This window comes from Streptomyces sp. NPDC054842, assembly GCF_053611025.1.
The window spans coordinates 94,293-113,624 of record NZ_JBSGZN010000019.1 but is presented as its reverse complement, the minus strand read 5'-3'; the positions used below and the strand labels follow the sequence as shown (position 1 = coordinate 113,624).

The window sequence follows — 19,332 nt, the reverse complement described above, 5'->3', positions numbered from 1 at the left end:
AGTGAACCATGACGACCGGACTGGAACCACGTACGCGATCCGAGAGCCCGCCCGGCGGGACACCAGGCGCCTCGGGCCGACAGCGGAGCTCGCCCCTGCGGCACGACCCGCTCGTCCGCGGCCTCGGCTGGGCCAGCGCGCTTCTCGGGGTACCGCAGGTGGTCAAGCCCGGGCAGGTCGCGCTCGGCCTGGGGGTGGCGGACGAGCCGCGCCACCGGCTGGCCACCGTGGCGGTGGGGGCGCGCGAGCTGACGGCGGCGGCCGGCCTCCTCGCGAAGCCGCACCCCGCCTGGCTGTGGGCCCGCGTGGGGGGAGACGCCCTCGACCTGGCGCTCCTGACCAGGGCACTGAGGAACCACGACGGCCGCGGCATCCGCCGCACGGCACTCGTCACGGCGGCGGTGGCGGCGATCGCGGTCGCCGACGTCTACGCGGCCGTGACCCGTTCGAGCAGGAGTACGCCCATGGAACTCACCGGCACCACCACCGTGATGCGATCCCCCGAAGAGGTGTACGCCCACTGGCAGCAGCTCGACAGGCTGCCGACCTTCATGGCCCACCTCGACGAGGTGCGGTCCACCGGTGGACGCACCAGCCACTGGAAGGCGTCCGCGCCGTTCGGCAAGAAGGTGGAGTGGGACGCCGAGACCGTCGAGGACGTACCCGGGCGGATCCTGGCCTGGCGGTCCCTCGGCGGCGCCGACATCGCCAACTCCGGCGAAGTGCGGTTCGCGCCCGCCCCGGGGGACCGGGGTACCGAGGTGCACGTCACCCTCCGCTACGACCTCCCCGCCGGCTCGCTCGGCAAGGCGGTCGCCCGCTACTTCGGCGAGGAACCGTCCCAGCAGCTCGACGACGACCTGCGCCGCTTCAAGCAGGTCGTGGAGACCGGGGAGGTCGTCCGGTCCGAGGGGGCGCCCGGCGGCAAGCGGGCCCGCGCGGAGTTCCCCCAGCACCCCGCCCGGCCACTGACCAAGAGCGAGCTCAAGGAGGTGCTGTCGTGAAGGCCAACTGCTGGATGGGCAGGAACAAGGTCAAGGTCAAGAAGGTCCCCGACCCGTCGATCCTCAACCGGCGTGACGCCATCATCAAGGTCACCTCGACGGCGATCTGCGGCTCCGACCTCCACCTCCTCGACGGCTACGTCCCCACCATGGAGAAGGGGGACATCATGGGCCACGAGTTCATGGGCGAGGTCGTCGAGGTGGGCCCCGGCGTCGACGCGGACAAGCTCCGTGTCGGGGACCGGGTCGTGGTGCCCTTCCCGATCGCCTGCGGTGCGTGCGCCGCCTGTCAGGCGGAGCTGTACTCCTGCTGCGAGAACACCAACCCCAACGCCGGCATGGCGGAGAAGCTCTTCGGTCATCCGACGGCCGGGATCTTCGGCTACTCCCACCTCACCGGCGGCTACGCCGGCGGCCAGGCGGAGTACGCGCGCGTACCGTTCGCCGACTTCAACCCCCTGAAGATCGAGTCCGACCTCACCGACGAGCAGGTCCTGTTCCTCTCCGACATCCTCCCCACCGGATACATGGGGGCCGAGATGTGCGACATCCAGGACGGGGACGTCGTCGCCGTCTGGGGCGCGGGCCCCGTGGGTCAGTTCGCCATGGACAGTGCCCGGGTGCTCGGCGCGGCGCAGGTCATCGCGATCGACAAGGAGGGCTACCGGCTCGACATGGCCGCCGCCGAGGGCTACACCACCATCAACTTCGAAGAGGTCGACGTCCGTTCGGCCCTGCTGGACCTGACCGGCGGACGCGGCCCGGACAAGTGCATCGACGCGGTCGGCCTGGAGGCGACCCACGGTGCCGGGCACGTGCACCTCTACGACAAGGCCAAGCAGGCCGTACGCTCCGAGACGGACCGCCCGCACGCCCTGCGCCAGGCGATCACCTCGTGCCGCAGCGGCGGCGTGGTCTCGGTGATCGGCGTCTACGGCGGCTTCATCGACAAGTTCCCGGCGGGCGCCTGGATGAACAGGTCGCTGACCCTGCGCACCGGTCAGTGCCACGCCCAGCGGTACATGAAGCCGCTGCTCGAACGCATCGAGCGCGGCGAGATCGACCCGACCCGGGTCATCACGCACACCATGCCGCTGAGCGACGCGCCGCACGGCTACGACATCTTCAAGAACAAGCAGGAGAACTGCGAGAAGGTCGTCCTCAAGGCCTGACCCGCCCCGGGCGCCCCGGGCTTCCCGACAGCACGACACGGCAGAGACGGCACGAGCCGGTCTCTGCCGTTCGTCGTGAGGGGCAATTGCTCAGTGCGATGCTCGGGGCGGGAGACCGCGGCGTGGCCCTCAGCCACCGAGACCACCCGTGTTCGCGCCACCGCGTCACATGTCCCGCCGCCAGCGCAGCTCGCCGTCGTGCAGGGTGTCGGTCGGGGCCAGGCCGGCGGCCCCGGCGACGGCGCCGGACGCGTGGTGGTCGGGGTGCACGTGCGCGATGACACGCCGTACGGACTGCCGGCCGAGCCAGTCCACGAGTCCCCGGGCCGCTTCCGAGGCGATGCCCCGTCCCTGCCACGCCGACCCCACGACCCAAGCCAGCTCGGCGACCGGACCCTGCTCGGCGGGGCTGACCGTCGCCTGGACCGTGCCGGTCAGGCACCCCTCGTCGCGGAGCCGGACGACCCAGTTCAGCCAGGAGACGGCCGGATCGGGAGAACCCGCGGTCATCCGTGCGTAGCGCGCGCGGAGGCCCCGCGCGGTGTCGGGTGTGCCGCCGATGAAGGTGTGCAGGGCCGGGTCGGACAGCACGGTCGCCATCTCGTCCGCGTGCTCGACGAGCAGCGGCAGCAGGTCCAGCCGCGCGGTCCTGATGGTCCCGGGCACCAGGACGGTCATGCCGCCACCGCCTCTCGGGAGGCGTCGAAGTGGCAGTGGACGAGAGGGACTCCGGCTTGTGGGTGCCCGCACGGCCGGGGTGCCTCGACGGACCGTGAAGCCTCCCCCGTGACCAACTCGGCTGTGTACCAACGGAGTTCGGGGACATAGTCTCGTCCAGCGGCGTCATGCGCGGTCCCCTCGGCGGCGCATGCACGGCCGGTGCCGGATCGAGAGCCGTCCGGTGTGGGAACTCCCTCGCCGACTGGGCCGAGTACGGACATGACTTCCCGGCCCACACGGCGCGTACCGCTCCGTTCCTCGGTCATCGATCCACCTCCCCGGGAAAGGTACGCCCTCCGCCGGGCCCGCCGTCGCGGGCGGGGGCCTCGGGAAAGATGCTGCTCGGCACCCCCGTGGAGCGGGCCGGACGGTTACGGTGACCCTGCGCGCCCAGGGCCGGCCCCGGCGCTGCCCAGCACCGCCCGTCCACCGGAGGAACGCCCATGACCCGGATGCCCGGTACCGCTCGATGGGCGCGCGCCCTCCTCGTCGCCGTGGGCGCGTGCGGTGTCGTGCCCGCGGTGTGGCTGACGGTGCGCGCGGTGACGTTCGAGACCGGAGCCATGGGCGCGCCGGCACTGGGCCTGCTGTTCGCCGCCGCCCTCGCCTGCGCGTCGCCGGCCGGGTCCTGTTTCGTCATCGCGGCGAGATTCGCGGACGGCGCCGGCAAGGTGCGCACCGGCGCGCTCACCGTGGGCTGGCTGGTCGCCGCGGGGAGCGCCGCCGCCCTGCTGACCGGCCGCCCGGGTGTCTGGGGTGCCGGCGTGGCGGCGGGCGTCCTGCTGGCCGTCCTCACGACGGTAAGGGACACCAGGGACTGGTTCGACCGTCCCCGCCTCGCGTGGTCGCCGGGTGAGGAGACGCCGGGCCCGCTCGCGTCCGGCCGTCCGACCGCCGTATCAGGCGGAAGCGGAGCCGGAGGCGAGGCCTGACTCGCCTGGGCTCATCACACCCGGCCATGAGAGGGCCTCGGCTCAGGTGGTGCGCCGGTAGGCCTCCGCGGGCATGGAGAAAGGCCGACGTGCGCCACGAAGGAGCCCATCGGCCTTCCGCTCGGTGCGTCGCCGGTCAGTCGACGTGGAACGCGCCGGCCTCGAACGTCTCGATCTCGATGCCGTCCACGCGGACGTGACTGCCCTCCACGTAACCGCCTTCGATGTCGGAGCCGTGGGCGGCGGCGGGGGACGCGGCCAGGAAGCCGACAGCGGTCAGACCGACCAGCACCAGGGAAATGCGCCGAAGCATGGGATTCTCCTTCGAGAGGGGGACTGTGACGACTGTTAACCAGCCGACGGCCCGTCGCACGTCGAGTCGACCGGGCGGGTGGTACGCGCCGCCCCTACGGCCCGGTCTTCACTCGCACGGTCCTACGGCCGAGCCGCCACCACGTCGGCGACCACGCAGCTGACGTTGTCGGGGCCGCCCGCGTCGATGGCCAGGGCGACGAGTTCGCGTACCGCCCGCTCCGGGCTGTCGGCCGCCACGACGACCTGTCGTACCTCGTCGGCCGGTACGACGGTGGACAGGCCGTCGGAGCAGAGCAGATACCGGTCCCCGGCCTCTGCGTCGTGCAGGCGCAGGTCCGGGGCGACGGCTTCCGTGCCCAGCGCCCGCACGAGCAGGGAGCGCTGGGGGTGGGAGACGGCCTCGTCCGGGGTGAGGCGCCCCTCGTCCACCATGGACTGCACCACGGTGTGGTCGTGCGTGATCTGGAACAGCTCCCCGCCGCGCAGGAGACAGGCACGGGAGTCGCCGATGTGGACGAGGGCGAGCTGCGAGCCGGTCCACAGCATCGCGGTGAGTGTGGTGCCGGCGTCCTCCGGCGCGGGCTCGGTCCCGGCGACGGCGAGTACCGCCTCTTTCGCCCGGTCGACGGAGTCCTCCAGGACGTTCAGGAGGTCGCCTGCCGGGATGCCGCCGGTGTCGAGGTGCTTGAGCGCCTGGACGGCGGCGGCGCTCGCGGGCGCCCCGCCGCTGCCGAAGCCGTCGGCGACGGCGAGCAGACGGGAACCGGCGTAGGCCGTGTCCTGGTTGCTCGCGCGGACCAGGCCGGTGTCGGACAGGGCGGCGTAGCGGATCTCCAAGGGCAGGGTGTGCGGGGACATGGTGACGTCCTTCCAGGACAGCTGGTCGACGAGGAAGGCGGCCAGGTCACGGCGTGCGGCGGTGTCCGCCTCGACCTGGGCCCAGAACGCCCGGACCTCCTGGGCCGCCGCGGCCGCGTCCAGGGTGCGGACGTGCCGGATGCGGGCCAGCGGCATGCCCAGTCGGCGCAGCCAGGCCACGAGCCGTGCCTGGCCCAGCTGTTCCGGGTCGTACAGGCGGTAGCCGGTGACCGGGTCGACGCGAGCGGGGGGCAGCAGGCCGAGTTCGTCGTAGAGGCGCAACGCCTTCGGCGACAGACGGGACGCCCTGGCGAACGCCCCGATGGTCAGCAGACCCATGATCACTCCTCCTCGGGCCGGGCGGGCCGCCCGGCTTCCCCGATGGTGCGACCTCCCCCGAGGTGAAGGTCAACAGGCCGTCGGAGGCGGTGCACCCGGTCCGCGCGGACGCCCGGAAGCGGGCAGGACGAGGGCACCGCCGTGTCGTGCGCAGCCCGCGCGAAATACCCGTGCGGCCTGCCTCGCCGCACGCCACCATGAGCCATGACCTGGCAACTGAGCGACGACGTCGACGAGTTCCGAGCGGCCACGGGCGAGCTGCTGGCGGCCGACCCCGCCCGCGCGTCCGTAATCCTCACCGTGTCCGAGGGTGCCCGTGCCGGGGTGTGGCCGGACGCCCGCTTCGGCTGGTGGGCCGAGGGCGACACGGTCACCGGGGCCTACCTCCGCACACCACCGCACCCGGCGGTACTCGGCCCCATGCCCGAGGAGGCGGCCCGTGCGCTCGCGGACGTGCTGCGGGGCAGTGGACTGGTCCACGTGCGGGGAGCCGACACCGTCGTGTCGGCGTTCGGCCGGGCCTGGGGACCGTACGAAGTGGAGCGCGCGGAACGGCTGTTCGCGCTGACCGACCTGGTCGCGCCGGAGTCGGTGCCGGGCCGGGCGAGGCTCGCCGAAGCGGCTGATCTGCCGCTGCTGACGTCCTGGCTGGAGGCCTTCCTCACGGAGGTGGGGCTTCCCGAGGACCCGTACATCGAGGCGCTCACGAGACGTCGTGCCGCCGCCGGTCAGCTGGTCGTGTGGGAGGTCTCCGGGCAGGGCCCGGTGTCGCTGGCCGCCACCTCCGACGTGCTCGCCCGTCACGCCCGGATCGGCCCCGTCTACACCCCGCCCACACTGCGCGGCCGGGGATACGCCGCCGGTGCCACGGCAGCGGCCACCCGGCTGGCCCAGGAGCGCGGGGCCGCCCAGGTGCTCCTCTTCGCCGACCACGCCAACCCGACCAGCAACGCCCTCTACCGGCGGCTGGGCTATCGCGAGCTGGAGGACCACCTGTCGCTGCGGCTCACCGGCTGAGCCACGCCCCGCATGTCCCGACAGAGGTGCCGGCGGACTCGTAGTACGACGGAACTGTGCGAGAGCCGCGGGCACCCGACGTGATCGGGCACAGGATGTCGGGTCCGGCACGGGGTGCGCTGCCTAGCGTGGTGAACGACAGACAGGAAGGAGGCCGGGCGTGCTGGAGCGGCTCAACCAGGCCATGGAGCACATCGAGGGCCACTTGGACCGGTCCCTCGACGTGGCGGAACTGGCGCGCGTCGCGGCCACTTCGGAGTACCACCTGCGCCGGATGTTCTCCGCGCTCGCGGGCATGCCGCTGTCGGAGTACGTGCGGCGTCGGCGTCTCACCGTCGCGGGGGCCGAGGTGCTCGGGGGAGGTGAGCCGCTGCTGGGGATCGCGGTGCGCTACGGCTACGGATCGGGCGAGGCGTTCGCCCGGGCGTTCCGGGCCATGCACGGTGTCGGCCCCGGCGAGGCGCGGCGCAGTGGCGCATCGCTGATGTCCCAGCCCCGGCTGTCCTTCCGCCTCACCGTCGAAGGGAACAGCAGCATGCGCTACCGCGTCGTGGACAGGTCCGACTTCAGCGTCGTCGGCCTCAAGGCCCGCGTGCCACTGGTGCACAGCGGTCCGAACCAGGCGATCATCGACTTCGTGCGCGGCATCGAGCCGGGGACCCTGGAGCGGTTGAAGGAGTTGTCGGACCAGGAGCCGCGGGGCGTCGTCGCGGTCTGCGACGACCTGGACCCGAGCCGTGCCGAGGGCACCGAACTCGACTACTACCAGGCGGTGATCACCTCCCGGGACGCTCCCGAGGGCACGGTCACGCTCCCGGTCGCGGCGGGCAGCTGGGCGGTCTTCGGCGCCTCGGGGCCCGTGCCGGAGGCGATCCAGCATCTGTGGCGGGACGTGTTCACCGAGTGGTTCCCCTCCAATCCGTACCGGAGCAGGCCCGGCCCGGAGATCCTGCGGACGATCCTGTCCCCGGACGGGACGGAGGCCGACGCGGAACTGTGGCTCCCCGTGGAGCGCGAACGGCGCTGATCCCGGGCCGAGTTGCGCTGCGGGGCCCGTGCCCCGGGTGACGCGAGGGCCGGCCGGTCCGCCAAGTCGCCGTTCAGAATGACGGATTGGCCTCGCTCCCGGTGGGGGAGGGACACCAGGAATGTCATGTGCACGACTGCCTGCCCCCACAAGGAGGTCGACCATGCACGTCCGGACCACGACCGGCGGTCTCGCCGCCGCACTGCTGCTGTCCCTGCCCCTGATGGGCGGCCACGCCACGGCCGCCCCCACCCCCAGCGCCGGAACCGTCGCGGCCGCCCGTGTCGTCACCTACGACGCGAGCGGCTCCGCCGAGTTCAGGAGCGCGGTGGACCGGGGCGCCGCCATCTGGAACGAGAGCGTCGACGGCGTCGAACTGCGTCCCGTCAGCTCAGGACAGCGCGCCAACATCCGGGTCCTCGCGGACAACGGATGGCCCCGCGCGCTGACCACCTCGCTCGGCAACGGAACCGTCTACATCGGGCGGGAGGCCGTCAACCAGGGGTACAACACCGTCCGCATCTCGTCCCACGAGCTCGGGCACATCCTGGGCCTGCCCGACCGCAAGCCCGGCCCCTGCTCCAGCCTGATGTCAGGGTCGAGCGCTGGCGTCTCGTGCACGAACCCCTATCCGAACACCGCTGAAAAGGCAGAGGTGGAGGGGAACTTCGGCGCCGCGCCGACCACCGTGGTGCCGCGGGAGACGCTCACCATCGGCTGACACGCCTCCGCCCGAAGCGACGGAGCCAGCGGTGCCCCGGGGACGAACGCGCCCCGGGGCACCGCGACGTCTCGGGCGGCCGGAGAGGGCGTACGGCCGTTCGGTGACCCTGGGTCCGGAGCGCGGCCGAAGGCCGTCGTCCGCGAAATCCGGCCACCGAAGTGAACGTCGCGTCAACTAGTGGGTCCGGCCTGAGGATTCTCGTTGCCATCACTACGATCGGAGCCCAAGACAACCGATCGGCCGGCGCCAGTGGAGGGTACCGGCCGGGGTCGCCGATGCCAGGGTCCGCTCCCCGGGCTGTGGTGATCTTCCTGCGTAGGAGGACCTTCCGCATGTTCCGAAGTATCGGGAACGCCGTCGTCCGACATCCCGTCTGGACGATCGTGGCATGGCTGATCGCGGCGGTGGCGATCGTCGCCACCGCCCCGAGTCTGCCCTCGAGCAGTGACGAGAGCAGCTTTCTGCCCAGCAGCTATGAATCGATCAGGGCGGCCGATCTCCAGGCGGAGGCGTTCCCCGGCGCCTTCACCCCGTCCGCCATCGCCCTCTACCAGCGCGGCGACGGCGCCAAGCTGACCGCCGACGACAAGAAGGAAGTCGCCCGCATCACCCGCGAGCTGGGCGAGAAGCACATCGACCAGGTGCAGAAGGTCGTCCCCGGCTTGCCGTCCAAGGACGGCCGCTACACCATGACCCTGGTCCAGATGGACAGCAAGAACGCCGGTCAGCCCAAACAGGCCGACGCGGCCGAGACTTTGCGCGCGGACGTCAAGGAGCTGGCCAAGGGCACCGGGCTCGACGTCAAGCTGGGCGGATCCGCCGCGCAGGCGCTCGACCAGGAGGAGTCGTCCAGCCGCGGCCAGGCACTGATCGGCATCGGCACCTTCGTGATCATCCTGGTCACCCTGCTGATCATCTTCCGGGCGCCGATCCTCGCCGTCCTGCCACTGATCCTGATCGGACTCGTGTCGGCCATCGCCAACGGGCTGATCGCGTACGCCACCAAGCTGTTCGACCTCCAGGCGAACAGCTCGATCTCGTCGATCCTCATCGTCGTGCTGTTCGGCGTGGGCACGGACTACTTCCTCTTCCTGATGTTCCGTTACCGCGAACGTCTGCGCGCTGGTGACGAACCGAAGGAGGCCATGGTCAACGCGGTCGGCCGGGTCGGCGAGGCCATCGCCTCCGCCGCCGGGGCAGTCATCATCGCCTTCCTCGCGCTGGTGCTGTCCACGCTCGGCTTCCTGAAGCAGATGGGCCCGGCGCTCGCCATCGCGGTCGCCGCCACGCTGGTCGCCGGACTGACCCTGATCCCGGCGGTCGTCTCGCTCATCGGCCCGAAGGTCTTCTGGCCGTCCAAGTCCTGGCGGCAGGAGCCGGAGAACGCACGCTTCGCCGCCCTCGGCCGCGGTGTGCAGCGCCGCCCGGCCCTCACCGCCGCGCTGTCCGGTCTCGTCCTGGTGGCGCTCTCGCTCGGTATGTTCGGCTACAAGGCGACGTTCGACCTCGCGTCGGGGTCCATGCCCGACACCAAGGAGTCCATGGTCGTCCAGGACGAGATGCAGAAGGCGTACTCGGCCGGCGCCGCCGCGCCCACCGACGTCTACCTCTCCAGCACCGAGGGCAAGCCGCTGGACAAGGCAGCCTTCGACGGCTACGCGGACAAGCTCGGTGCCGTGGACGGTGTGGCGAGCGCCCGCCTGACGCAGCTGAACAAGGACGGCACCACCGCCGACTTCACCGTGACCCTGGAGTACGAGGCATCGACGGACCGGGCGATCGACGCCGTGGGCGAGGTACGCGACGTCGCGCACTCCGCCGCCCCCGACGGAACCGAAGCGCTCGTCGGCGGCATGTCCTCGATCTACAAGGACATCGGTACCGCGGTCAACCACGACTACCGCACGGTCTTCCCGGTCGCCGCCGTCCTGATCATGGTGATCCTCGGGCTGCTGCTGCGCAGCGTGGTCGCCCCGCTGTACCTGATGGCCTCGGTCGGTCTCGGGTTCGGCGCCACTCTCGGTGCCACTGTCTGGATCTTCCAGGACGGTCAGGGGCACTCGGGGCTGATGTTCATGCTCCCGGTGATCATGTACCTCTTCGTGGTCGCCATCGGCACCGACTACAACATCCTCATGATCGCCCGGCTCCGCGAGGAGGCCCGCGAGGGCCGCGACCCGCGCGAGGCGGCGGGCATGGCGCTCCGGTACGCGGGTCCGACCGTGGCGGCGGCCGGGTTCATCCTGGCGGCGACCTTCGCCACGATGATGCTGGCGGGCAACGCGCTCCTCACCGAGATGGGCTTCGCGGTGTCGTTCGGCATCGCGGTCGCGGCCTTCGTGATGTCCATGTTCTTCACGCCGAGCCTCACCGCGCTGATCGGCCACGCGGCCTGGTGGCCGGGACACGGGGACCGTGCGGCGGGCGCGGCGACCGGACCCGGCGCGGGTGTCACCGAAGCCCCTCCGGCGCCCGTGGGCCAGGAGCACGACTCGGCGGAGGAGGAACCGTCCGGACGCAGCCGGTGAAGCGTCGGTCCTCGTTGCCTTGTTCGTGACTTCGCGACAGGGCTTCCGGCCTTCGGGTCCCGCCGACATCGCGCCCCACGACCGGGGAGTGGTGTCACCGGGCCCGAAGGCTGATCCGGAGATTCTCCGGCCGGAGCTACGGCACCGGTGCCCGGTCACTCACGGGCTTGATCGGAGGCGGGGCGCCGCCGTCGAACGACCACGCCGACCGCATCCGGTCAGAACGGCCTGGCGCCCTACGCCTTTCCCCGATTGCGGCGCATCGCCTCGTGCGACGCGAAGTTCGTCTGATGCCCGATCGTGATCCACCAGTGGGCAACCCGGTGTTGATCCGGGATGTCTGAAGAACGCGCCGGAGGATATGTCTCCGGTTGCCTGTCGGCACAGAGATCGGGGATCAAGTGGGGAAAGAGCTCTGGAGAGCTGTCGTGGCCGTCGGCGCGGCCGCGGTGTTCACGGGCGTGGCCGCAGTCCCGGCCGGCGCGGCCGAGGGCGGGGCCTCGTTCACCCGCGTCCAGGTGAACCACGGCAAGTCGATCGTGATCGGGGTGTCGAACGAGGTCGCGGTGCCCGCCTCCTTCAGGATGGCGACCACCCACACGTGGAAGTGGCCGGCGGTGTTCCTGTACCGCGGCAATACGGGTGACCGACTGTGGCACGCCGTCGAGACAAGCGACTGCATCGAGGTGAGCTCGGGCGTCTGCGACATCAACGAGACGATGTACTTCGACCCGAGCGTGTGGGACATGCACAACAGCGAGGCCGGCGCCTGGAAGGTCGCGGCCGAGGTCTATTTCCAGGGCGGCGGCGGAGACACCGACGACGAGGGCCTCACGGTCCACGTCAAGCGCAACTCCCGCTTGACCGCGAACGCCTCACCCGAGCCGGTGACCGAGGGCGGCACCATCACGGTGACCGGAGAAATCACGCGGGCCGACTGGGAGACCAGGAGGTACGCCTCCTACGGAGGCCGTCTGGTGAGCCTGCAGTTCAAGCCCACGGGAGCCACGTCGTACACCACGGTGAAGAAGGTGTACGCGAACGGCTCGGGTGATCTCAGGACGACTGTGAAGGCGTCGAAGACGGGCACGTGGCGCTGGGTGTACTACGGCAACACCACGACCGGACCGTCGACCTCGGCCGAAGACAAGGTCGTCGTGCAGTGATGTCCCTGGACCGCCCGTGAACGCCGGTGGCCTTCAGCCGCCGGTCCGCCGGCGCTGACGGACCGGCTCCTGTCGGCTGAGTGACGGCCAGGGCGGTCGGGGACACGTCGGGCAGGAGCCGGGCGAGGGACCCCGGGGCCCGGCCCGGGGGGTGAGGGCCTCCGGCGCGTGGCGGTTGCGACCGCGGCGCGCTGGAGGCCCTTCCTCTGTCGGCCTCCGGCAGTGTCACCGCGCGTCAGACGTCGGCACCGCCGCGGAGTTCGCGGAATCCGGCCGGCTGCATGAGCGGCCGGCCGCCGCCCCGCCGACGCTCGACGGGGTGGCGGCCCGCGTGGCGTCCAGGGCCGTGGACCCGTCAGACGCCCGCGGCGAGTGCCCGTTCCCTCGCCTGCACGACGGCGTCGTGGAGAGCGGTGATGTCGTAGGCGCCGTGGTACCGGCGTCCGTTGACGAAGAACGTCGGGGTGCCCGAGACACCGCTCAGGTCCGCCGAATCGACGTCCTCGGCGATCCGCCGCGCCCCCGAACGCCGCTCCAGATCCTTGCGGAACACCGCGACATCCAGGCCTAGTTCGGCCGCGTACCGCAGCAAGTCGCTCTTGGTGAGCGCATGCTGGCGGTCCATCAGCAGATCGTGCATCGCCCAGAACTCGCCCTGGGCGGCCGCTGCCTCCGACGCCTCCGCGGCCAGTTGTGCGCGGGGGTGGACGTCGTTGAGGGGCAGGTGGCGCCACACGTACCGCACGTCCGTCTCCGTGCCGAGGAGTTCCCGTACCGCCCCTTCCGCCTGGCCGCAGTACGGGCACTCGAAGTCGCCGTACTCCACCAGGGTGACCAGCGCGTGTTCGGGCCCCCGCACGCGGTCGTGCCGCGGGTCGACGGCCACCGCCAGATCGGTCAGCGGTTCGTTCGTGCCGAGCAGGGCGCGGGCCCGGCGTGCCGGCGGAAGCAGCGAGATCACGCCGGTCACCGCCCAGCTGAGCAGGAAGGCCACGACCAGGGTGGACAGGATGCCGATCCGGGCCTGCTCCAGTGCCCGCCCCTCGAACGCCAGTGACGCGATCAGGAGCGACACGGTGAACGCGGCACCGGCGATGGCACCGCCGGCCGTGACCGAGCCCCACCCGACACCGGGTCGCAGCCTGCCGCGGCTCAGCCAGCGCGCGGCGGCCAGTGAGCCCACCACACCGAGCACCTTTCCCGCGGCGTACCCGCACAGGATGCCCAGGGTGATCCGGGAGGTGAACGCGTCGGCGAGGGTGTCCATGCCGAGCGGGATGCCCGCGTTGGCGAGGGCGAACAGCGGCACGATCACCAGGCTCACCCAGGGCAGGAACAGCCGCTCCAGCCGGTCGTTCGGGGAGAGCGCCGCGGCGAGCCCCTGGACCGCCGAGCGCTGCAGTTCCGGCGTCGGCTGCTCCCGGAACAGCCGGAACAGCCCGCTGGCCCGCTCCAGGTCGACCCGGTCCGCGGGATAGGCGATCACGAGCGCGCCCACGGCCAGTCCCGTGACGACGGGATCGACCCCCGCCTCGTACAGGGCCACCCACGCCACGATCGACAGCAGCGCGCAGTACACGCCGCGGCGTACGCCGAGCACCCGCAGGCCGACGATCAGCAGCAGCGCCACGATCGCCACCAGCAGCGCCGGGAGCCGGACGTCCTCGCTGTAGAAGAAGGCGATCACGAGCAGGGCGACCAGGTCGTCGACCACGGAGATCGACAGCATGAACGCCCGCAAGGAAGCCGGGAGCCGGGAGCCGAAGAGCGCGAGGATGCCGAGCGCGAACGCGGTGTCCGTCGACATGGCGACACCCCAGCCGTGCACGGAGGTGTGCCCGGCGTTCAGGGCCACGTAGACGACGGCCGGCACGAGCATGCCGGTGAGGCCGGCGACGGCGCTCAGCACCATCCAGCGCCGGTCGCGCAGCTCGCCCATGTCGAACTCCCGGCGGGCCTCCAGGCCCACGAGGAAGAAGAACAGGCTCATCAGTCCCGCGTTGATCCATTCGTGCAGGTCGAGAGAGAGCCCGTGCGAGCCGAGGCCGATGGACAGCTCCGTGCTCCAGACCGCCTCGTACGCGCCGGGTGCCATGTTGGCCCAGAGCAGGGCCGCGACCACGGCGGCGAGCAGCAGTGCGGCACTGCCGGTCTCCGTCCGCACGAAACTCCGCCGGCGCTCGGCACTGCTGGTGGAGGTGCGCGGCGCGTCTCCCAAGCCTGTCTCCGTCACCGCTCGATTATCACCGGCCCGGCCGGTCGGCCGGTTCCGCGGAAGGCGCGTGACCCTTCGCGTGTGCCCGGTCCGCAGGGGAGGCCCGCCGAACCCGTCGGGGCCCAGCGCTTGCCCTAACCTATCGAAATTCGATAGATTTCCATCGCTGGTCGATCGAGGGAGAGTTATGGGAGTGATGACTGTGCGCGCCCTGCGCGCCGTGCTGGTGGTGCTGATGGCGGGCTCGGTGTTCGTCCAGGCGGTGATGGTGCCCCTGCTCGCGGCCGACCTGCGCGGGGTCGACGAGGACCTCGACTTCCCCCGCGTGCCGTTCCTCGTGATCACGGTCCTCGGCATCGTTGCGGTCCAGGTCGTCCTGGTCTGCGTATGGCGGCTGGTGACGATGGTGCGCCGCGGGACCGTGTTCTCGGACGGCGCCTTCCGCCACGTGGACGTCGTGCTCGGAGCGGTCGTCGCGGCGGCGCTCCTGGTGTTCCTGCTCGGGGTCGTCCTGGCACCCGGCGAGGCCGTCGCCCCCGGAGTGGTCCTGCTGCTGGGCGGCGTGGGCGTGGCGGTCCTCGGCGTCGCCCTCATCGTGCTCGTCCTGCGGACGCTGCTCGCCCAGGCCGTCGCGCGCGACATGGAGGCGGCGCGGATGCGGGCCGAGCTGGACGAGGTGATCTGATGCCGATCACCGTCGACATCGACGTGATGATGGCCAGGCGGAAGATGTCCGTGGGCGAACTCGCCGAACGGGTGGGGATCACTCCCGCCAATCTCGCGGTGCTCAAGAACGGCCGGGCCAAGGCGGTGCGCTTCGCGACGCTCGCCGCGCTCTGCGAGGCGCTGGAGTGCCAGCCGGGGGACCTGCTGCGCTACGAGGCCGATCCCGGGAGCGAGGGGGAGGCTGTACCGGTCGCGGAGGCCGCGGAGGGGTGACCTCCCCCGTGGCGGGCGGGGAGGTCGCCGGGTGGGGCCGCCGGACACCGGCCGCCCCACCGGGGGGTCACGACTGGTACGGCTGCTGCTGCGGCTGTCCGTAGGGCTGGCCGGTGGCCGCGCCGGAGGCCTGCGCCTCCAGCTGCGCCGCCTGCTCCTTCGTCACCTTCTGCTCCGCGCCGCAGAAGGTGCACTGCGTCTGGTACTTCGTCGAGAAGGGGAACAGCGGCACGAAGAACAGGGTGAACTTCGTGACGCGCTTGCGGAGCGTGTGCGCGGAGGGGTTCCCGCACCGGCCGCACACGAGGGTGAGTATCGCCAGCTGGTAGAGATATCCCTTGGTGCCAAAAATGATCATGATGTGACCCTTCCCCGGTCCGGCGGTGGCCGGCTCTCCTGAGCACGTGACGAAGCGTGCGTTCACACAGGACGGTCTCATGCCGCTCGGCCCCGGTCGAAGCGAGGTGGCGATGCGCAGCGGGCGCACACCGACCGGACCCGCTCACGGGCCGAATTCGCACGGCCGCGGGACCCGGACGACCGCGGGACCCGGACGGCGTCCGCATCCGTACGACCGCCGGACGTCCACTGGCAGGCGGCACCTGAATCCGGGCGGACCAGCGGCCCACCGAAACTGCGGTCGCCAAGCGCCGCCCGCCGCCCGCCGCCCGCCGCCCGCCGGGTGCCCGTCGCCCGTCACGCCCGCGGGCCGGCGCGAATGACCGGAGATGTCCCCACGGGCGAGGCGGACTCTCCGAAGAGATCAGTATTCGAGAAGCGCCGACCGGGGGGTGGCGCCTACCGTGACTGCCATGCGACGGGGACCGTGCGGGCGGTCCCACCGGGAGATGGAGAAACGATGAGCAGGGCCACGAGGACGGACACGCAGTCGCCTGCGCCGCACGCCGCGGACAGCCACGACATGATCCGCGTGCACGGCGCGCGCGTGAACAACCTCAAGGACGTCAGCATCGAGATCCCGAAGCGCCGACTGACGGTGTTCACGGGCGTCTCCGGCTCCGGCAAGAGCTCACTCGTCTTCGGCACCATCGCCGCCGAGTCGCAGCGGATGATCAACGAGACCTACAGCGCCTTCGTGCAGGGCTTCATGCCCACGCTCGCCCGGCCCGACGTCGACGTCCTCGAAGGTCTGACGACCGCGATCATCGTCGACCAGCAGCGGATGGGGACCGACTCCCGCTCCACGGTCGGCACCGCCACCGACGCCAACGCGATGCTGAGGATCCTGTTCAGCCGGCTCGGGAAGCCGCACATCGGCTCGTCGCAGGCGTTCTCCTTCAACGTCGCCTCCATCAGCGGAGCCGGCGCGGTCACACTGGAGCGCGCCGGGAAGACGGTCAAGGAGCGGCGGAGCTTCAGCGTCACCGGCGGCATGTGCCCGAACTGCGAAGGGCGCGGCACCGTCACCGACTTCGACCTGACGCAGTTGTACGACGACAGCAAGTCGCTGAGCGAGGGCGCGCTCACGGTCCCCGGCTACAGCGTCGACGGCTGGTACGGACGCATCTTCAAGGGGTGCGGCTTCTTCGACCCGGACAAGCCGATCCGCAAGTTCACCAAGAGGGAGCTGCACGACCTCCTGTACAAGGAACCGACCAAGATCAAGGTCGACAACATCAACCTCACGTACGAGGGACTGATCCCGAAGATCCAGAAGTCGTTCCTGTCCAAGGACAAGGAAGCCCTGCAGCCGCACATCCGGGCGTTCGTCGAGCGGGCCATGACGTTCACCACCTGCCCCGAGTGCGAGGGCACCCGGCTCAACGAGGCGGCGCGCTCGTCGCGGATCGGGAAGACCAACATCGCGGACGCCTGCGCGATGCAGATCAGCGACCTGGCCGACTGGGTCCGCGGCCTCGACGAGCCGTCCGTGGCCCCGCTGCTCGCCACGCTGCGGCAGACACTCGACTCGTTCGTCGAGATCGGGCTCGGCTACCTCTCGCTCGACCGGCCGGCGGGCACGCTGTCGGGCGGTGAGGCGCAGCGCGTGAAGATGGTCCGCCACCTCGGTTCCGCGCTGACCGACGTCACGTACGTCTTCGACGAACCCACCATCGGCCTGCACCCGCACGACATCCGGCGGATGAACGACCTGCTGCTGCGGCTGCGCGACAAGGGCAACACGGTCCTGGTCGTGGAGCACAAGCCGGAGACGATCGCGATCGCCGACCACGTGGTCGACCTGGGACCCGGCGCGGGTACGGGAGGCGGCACCGTCTGTTTCGAGGGCACCGTCGAGGGGCTGCGGGCCGGCGACACGGTGACCGGCCGCCACTTCGACGACCGCGCGGTCCTCAAGAGCGCGTTGCGCGAACCGACCGGCGCGCTCCAGGTACGCGGCGCCACCGAGCACAACCTGCGCGACGTCGACGTGGACATCCCGCTCGGCGTGCTCACCGTCATCACCGGGGTCGCCGGCTCGGGCAAGAGCTCGCTGATCCACGGCTCGGTCGCCCGCCGGGACGGCGTGGTGACCGTCGACCAGAGCGCCATCAAGGGTTCCCGGCGCAGCAACCCGGCCACGTACACCGGACTCCTCGACCCGATCCGCAAGGCCTTCGCCAAGGCCAACGGCGTGAAGCCGGCGCTGTTCAGCGCCAACTCCGAGGGTGCCTGCCCCACCTGCAACGGCGCCGGGGTCATCTACACGGACCTGGCCATGATGGCCGGCATCGCCACCACCTGCGAGGAGTGCGAGGGAAAGCGGTTCCAGGCGTCGGTCCTGGAATACCGGCTGGGCGGGCGCAATATCGCGGAGGTGCTGGCGATGCCGGTCGCCGAGGCGGAGGCGTTCTTCTCCGAGGGCGAGGCCCGCACCCCCGCCGCCCAGAAGATCCTGACCCACCTGGCCGACGTCGGGCTCGGCTACCTCAGCCTCGGCCAGCCGCTCACCACGCTGTCCGGCGGCGAACGCCAGCGCCTCAAGCTCGCCACGCACATGTCGGAGAAGGGCGGCGTCTACGTCCTCGACGAGCCGACCACCGGCCTGCACCTCGCCGACGTCGAACAACTCCTCGGCCTGCTCGACCGACTGGTCGACTCCGGCAAGTCGGTCATCGTCATCGAGCACCACCAGGCCGTGATGGCCCACGCCGACTGGATCATCGACCTCGGCCCGGGCGCCGGCCACGACGGCGGCCGCGTCGTCTTCGAGGGCACCCCCGCCGACCTCGTCGCCGCCCGCTCGACCCTCACGGGCGAACACCTCGCGGAGTACGTCGGCGGCTGAGAGCACGCGCACGCGAGCCTTAGGGGGCGGCGGTTCGAACCGCCGCCTCCTGCCGCGGACCTGCGGCAGGGGGCCGTATCCGGCCGGTTCGGGGGTACCTCCACGGGGATGCAATCTCGCAGCGAGCGCGACGGACGCCTGCCGGCGTTCCCTTTGCGGACGGTGCAGCGGGTACGGCGGTCCTGACCGTGGGAAGGCGAGCGCGGCGAGGGGACCGGGAGCGAGGAGTCGGATGCGGTGGTCGCCCGGGGGCCAGGGACCGGCGGACGGCGACGCCACGCGCGTCGCGGGCCTGTACACGCGCCGCTTCGGGCCGTGGCCGTCGAGGGAACCCGTCGTCGTGCTCCTGCACGGCCTCGGGCTCTCCGGACGCTACTTCTACCCGCTGGCCCGGGAACTGGCCGCGGCCGGACGCCGGGTGCTGGTGCCCGACCTGCCGGGCAACGCCCGCTCCCGCACCGCGTCCCGGCGCGCCCCGGACACGGCGACGACCGTACGCGCGCTGCGGCGCTGGCACGCCGCCGCCGGCATCGGGCCCTGCGTCGTGGTGGCCAACTCGGTGGGCTGCCAGGTGGCGGTGGCGCTCGCCGCCGCGCCCGGCGCCCGGGTGGAGCGCCTGGTCCTGGTGGGGCCCGCCCTGGACACCGCACACCCCTCACCGTGGCGGCAGTTCCTGCGTCTGGTGGCCGACGCGCCCAGGGAGCCGCTCGCGCTGCTCCTGCTGGTCGCCGCGGACTATCTCGTCAACGGGATCACGCGTTTCGTCGCGGGGTTCCAGCAGGCCCGGCGCGAGGCACTGGGACCGTTCAGGGCCAGGCTGCACGCGGTGCGGGTGCCCGTCCTGGTCGTGCGGGGCGCCGGTGACCGCGTGGCTCCGCACCCCTGGGCCGAGCGAGTGGCCGCCGCACCGGCCGACGGCCGTCTCGTCGTCGTGCCTGCCGCGGCCCACGCGGTGCACTTCAGCCGGCCCGCCGTCCTGGCGCGGCTGATCACCGGTTTCCGGAGTTGAACGGGCGGTTCACCGGGCCCTCGCGCCGACCGAAGAGGCGGTACGGACGTCCGCGTCGGCACAGTCGGCCACGGGTGCCGCTCATCCATGCTGCCGGTCTCCCGGTGGTGCCCCGCA

Annotated in this window: 17 protein-coding genes; 12 read left to right on the top strand and 5 right to left on the bottom strand. The window is 71.5% G+C overall.

All coding sequences use genetic code 11. The features are described 5' to 3' along the window. The first annotated feature begins 8 nt into the window (after nucleotides 1-8). Nucleotides 9-1,004 carry an SRPBCC family protein gene (locus ACWGIS_RS17405; protein ID WP_453363282.1) on the top strand — a complete coding sequence of 332 codons (996 nt, stop codon included), beginning with the start codon at nucleotides 9-11 and terminating at the stop codon, nucleotides 1,002-1,004. Further along, the gene (locus tag ACWGIS_RS17400) at nucleotides 1,001-2,176 is read left to right on the top strand and encodes a zinc-dependent alcohol dehydrogenase (RefSeq protein WP_453363281.1); all 1,176 of its coding nucleotides are present in this window, start codon (nucleotides 1,001-1,003) and stop codon (nucleotides 2,174-2,176) included. Before ACWGIS_RS17405 ends, ACWGIS_RS17400 begins: the two co-directional genes overlap by 4 nt. A gap of 165 nt (nucleotides 2,177-2,341) precedes the next feature. Here ACWGIS_RS17400 and ACWGIS_RS17395 read toward each other — a convergent pair whose 3' ends face one another. Continuing rightward, nucleotides 2,342-2,854, bottom strand: a complete 513-nt coding sequence (locus ACWGIS_RS17395; RefSeq protein ID WP_453363280.1) for a GNAT family N-acetyltransferase — start codon at nucleotides 2,852-2,854, stop codon at nucleotides 2,342-2,344. Between the two features lie 485 nt (nucleotides 2,855-3,339). Here ACWGIS_RS17395 and ACWGIS_RS17390 point away from each other — a divergent pair, with 485 nt between their 5' ends. Beyond that, nucleotides 3,340-3,828: a hypothetical protein gene (locus tag ACWGIS_RS17390; RefSeq protein ID WP_453363279.1), complete on the top strand. Its 489-nt coding sequence runs from the start codon at nucleotides 3,340-3,342 to the stop codon at nucleotides 3,826-3,828. A gap of 136 nt (nucleotides 3,829-3,964) precedes the next feature. On the opposite strand, the gene ACWGIS_RS17385 is transcribed toward ACWGIS_RS17390, so the two are convergent. Both ACWGIS_RS17385 and ACWGIS_RS17380 read right to left on the bottom strand, forming a co-directional pair. After that, nucleotides 3,965-4,141: a hypothetical protein gene (locus ACWGIS_RS17385; RefSeq protein WP_453363278.1), complete on the bottom strand. Its 177-nt coding sequence runs from the start codon at nucleotides 4,139-4,141 to the stop codon at nucleotides 3,965-3,967. Nucleotides 4,142-4,263: 122 nt separating this feature from the next. Further along, nucleotides 4,264-5,340: a MerR family transcriptional regulator gene (locus tag ACWGIS_RS17380; RefSeq protein ID WP_453363277.1), complete on the bottom strand. Its 1,077-nt coding sequence runs from the start codon at nucleotides 5,338-5,340 to the stop codon at nucleotides 4,264-4,266. A 204-nt stretch (nucleotides 5,341-5,544) separates the two neighbouring features. Between ACWGIS_RS17380 and ACWGIS_RS17375 the strand changes: the two genes are divergently transcribed. The 5 genes from ACWGIS_RS17375 to ACWGIS_RS17355 all read left to right on the top strand — a co-directional run bounded on the left by ACWGIS_RS17375 (nucleotide 5,545) and on the right by ACWGIS_RS17355 (nucleotide 11,802). Beyond that, a complete protein-coding gene (locus ACWGIS_RS17375; RefSeq protein WP_453363276.1) occupies nucleotides 5,545-6,357 on the top strand; it encodes a GNAT family N-acetyltransferase in 813 nt (270 codons plus the stop codon). A gap of 160 nt (nucleotides 6,358-6,517) precedes the next feature. Beyond that, nucleotides 6,518-7,384, top strand: coding sequence for an AraC family transcriptional regulator (locus tag ACWGIS_RS17370; protein ID WP_453363275.1), 867 nt, complete (start codon nucleotides 6,518-6,520; stop codon nucleotides 7,382-7,384). A gap of 163 nt (nucleotides 7,385-7,547) precedes the next feature. Then, nucleotides 7,548-8,105 carry a snapalysin family zinc-dependent metalloprotease gene (locus ACWGIS_RS17365; protein ID WP_453363274.1) on the top strand — a complete coding sequence of 186 codons (558 nt, stop codon included), beginning with the start codon at nucleotides 7,548-7,550 and terminating at the stop codon, nucleotides 8,103-8,105. Nucleotides 8,106-8,440: 335 nt separating this feature from the next. Next, nucleotides 8,441-10,636, top strand: a complete 2,196-nt coding sequence (locus tag ACWGIS_RS17360) for an MMPL family transporter (protein WP_453363273.1) — start codon at nucleotides 8,441-8,443, stop codon at nucleotides 10,634-10,636. A gap of 401 nt (nucleotides 10,637-11,037) precedes the next feature. Further along, nucleotides 11,038-11,802: a hypothetical protein gene (locus ACWGIS_RS17355; RefSeq protein WP_453363272.1), complete on the top strand. Its 765-nt coding sequence runs from the start codon at nucleotides 11,038-11,040 to the stop codon at nucleotides 11,800-11,802. A 355-nt stretch (nucleotides 11,803-12,157) separates the two neighbouring features. On the opposite strand, the gene nhaA is transcribed toward ACWGIS_RS17355, so the two are convergent. Beyond that, nucleotides 12,158-14,035, bottom strand: coding sequence for a Na+/H+ antiporter NhaA (nhaA, locus tag ACWGIS_RS17350; RefSeq protein WP_453363271.1), 1,878 nt, complete (start codon nucleotides 14,033-14,035; stop codon nucleotides 12,158-12,160). 169 nt (nucleotides 14,036-14,204) lie between these two features. Between nhaA and ACWGIS_RS17345 the strand changes: the two genes are divergently transcribed. Beyond that, nucleotides 14,205-14,702 (top strand): DUF2975 domain-containing protein, encoded by a 498-nt coding sequence (locus tag ACWGIS_RS17345; RefSeq protein WP_453363270.1) that lies wholly within the window; start codon nucleotides 14,205-14,207, stop codon nucleotides 14,700-14,702. Continuing rightward, on the top strand, nucleotides 14,702-14,956 hold the full coding sequence (locus ACWGIS_RS17340) for a helix-turn-helix domain-containing protein (RefSeq protein ID WP_453363269.1): 255 nt from the start codon (nucleotides 14,702-14,704) through the stop codon (nucleotides 14,954-14,956). The genes ACWGIS_RS17345 and ACWGIS_RS17340 overlap by 1 nt, the downstream gene beginning before the upstream one ends. Before the next feature lie 67 nt (nucleotides 14,957-15,023). On the opposite strand, the gene ACWGIS_RS17335 is transcribed toward ACWGIS_RS17340, so the two are convergent. Further along, nucleotides 15,024-15,314 (bottom strand): zinc-ribbon domain-containing protein, encoded by a 291-nt coding sequence (locus ACWGIS_RS17335; RefSeq protein WP_453363268.1) that lies wholly within the window; start codon nucleotides 15,312-15,314, stop codon nucleotides 15,024-15,026. Nucleotides 15,315-15,815: 501 nt separating this feature from the next. On the opposite strand from ACWGIS_RS17335, the gene ACWGIS_RS17330 reads away from it, so the two are divergent. Continuing rightward, nucleotides 15,816-18,206, top strand: a complete 2,391-nt coding sequence (locus ACWGIS_RS17330) for an ATP-binding cassette domain-containing protein (RefSeq protein WP_453363267.1) — start codon at nucleotides 15,816-15,818, stop codon at nucleotides 18,204-18,206. 232 nt (nucleotides 18,207-18,438) lie between these two features. Next, nucleotides 18,439-19,215, top strand: a complete 777-nt coding sequence (locus ACWGIS_RS17325) for an alpha/beta fold hydrolase (RefSeq protein WP_453363266.1) — start codon at nucleotides 18,439-18,441, stop codon at nucleotides 19,213-19,215. The last annotated feature ends 117 nt before the right edge of the window (nucleotides 19,216-19,332 follow it).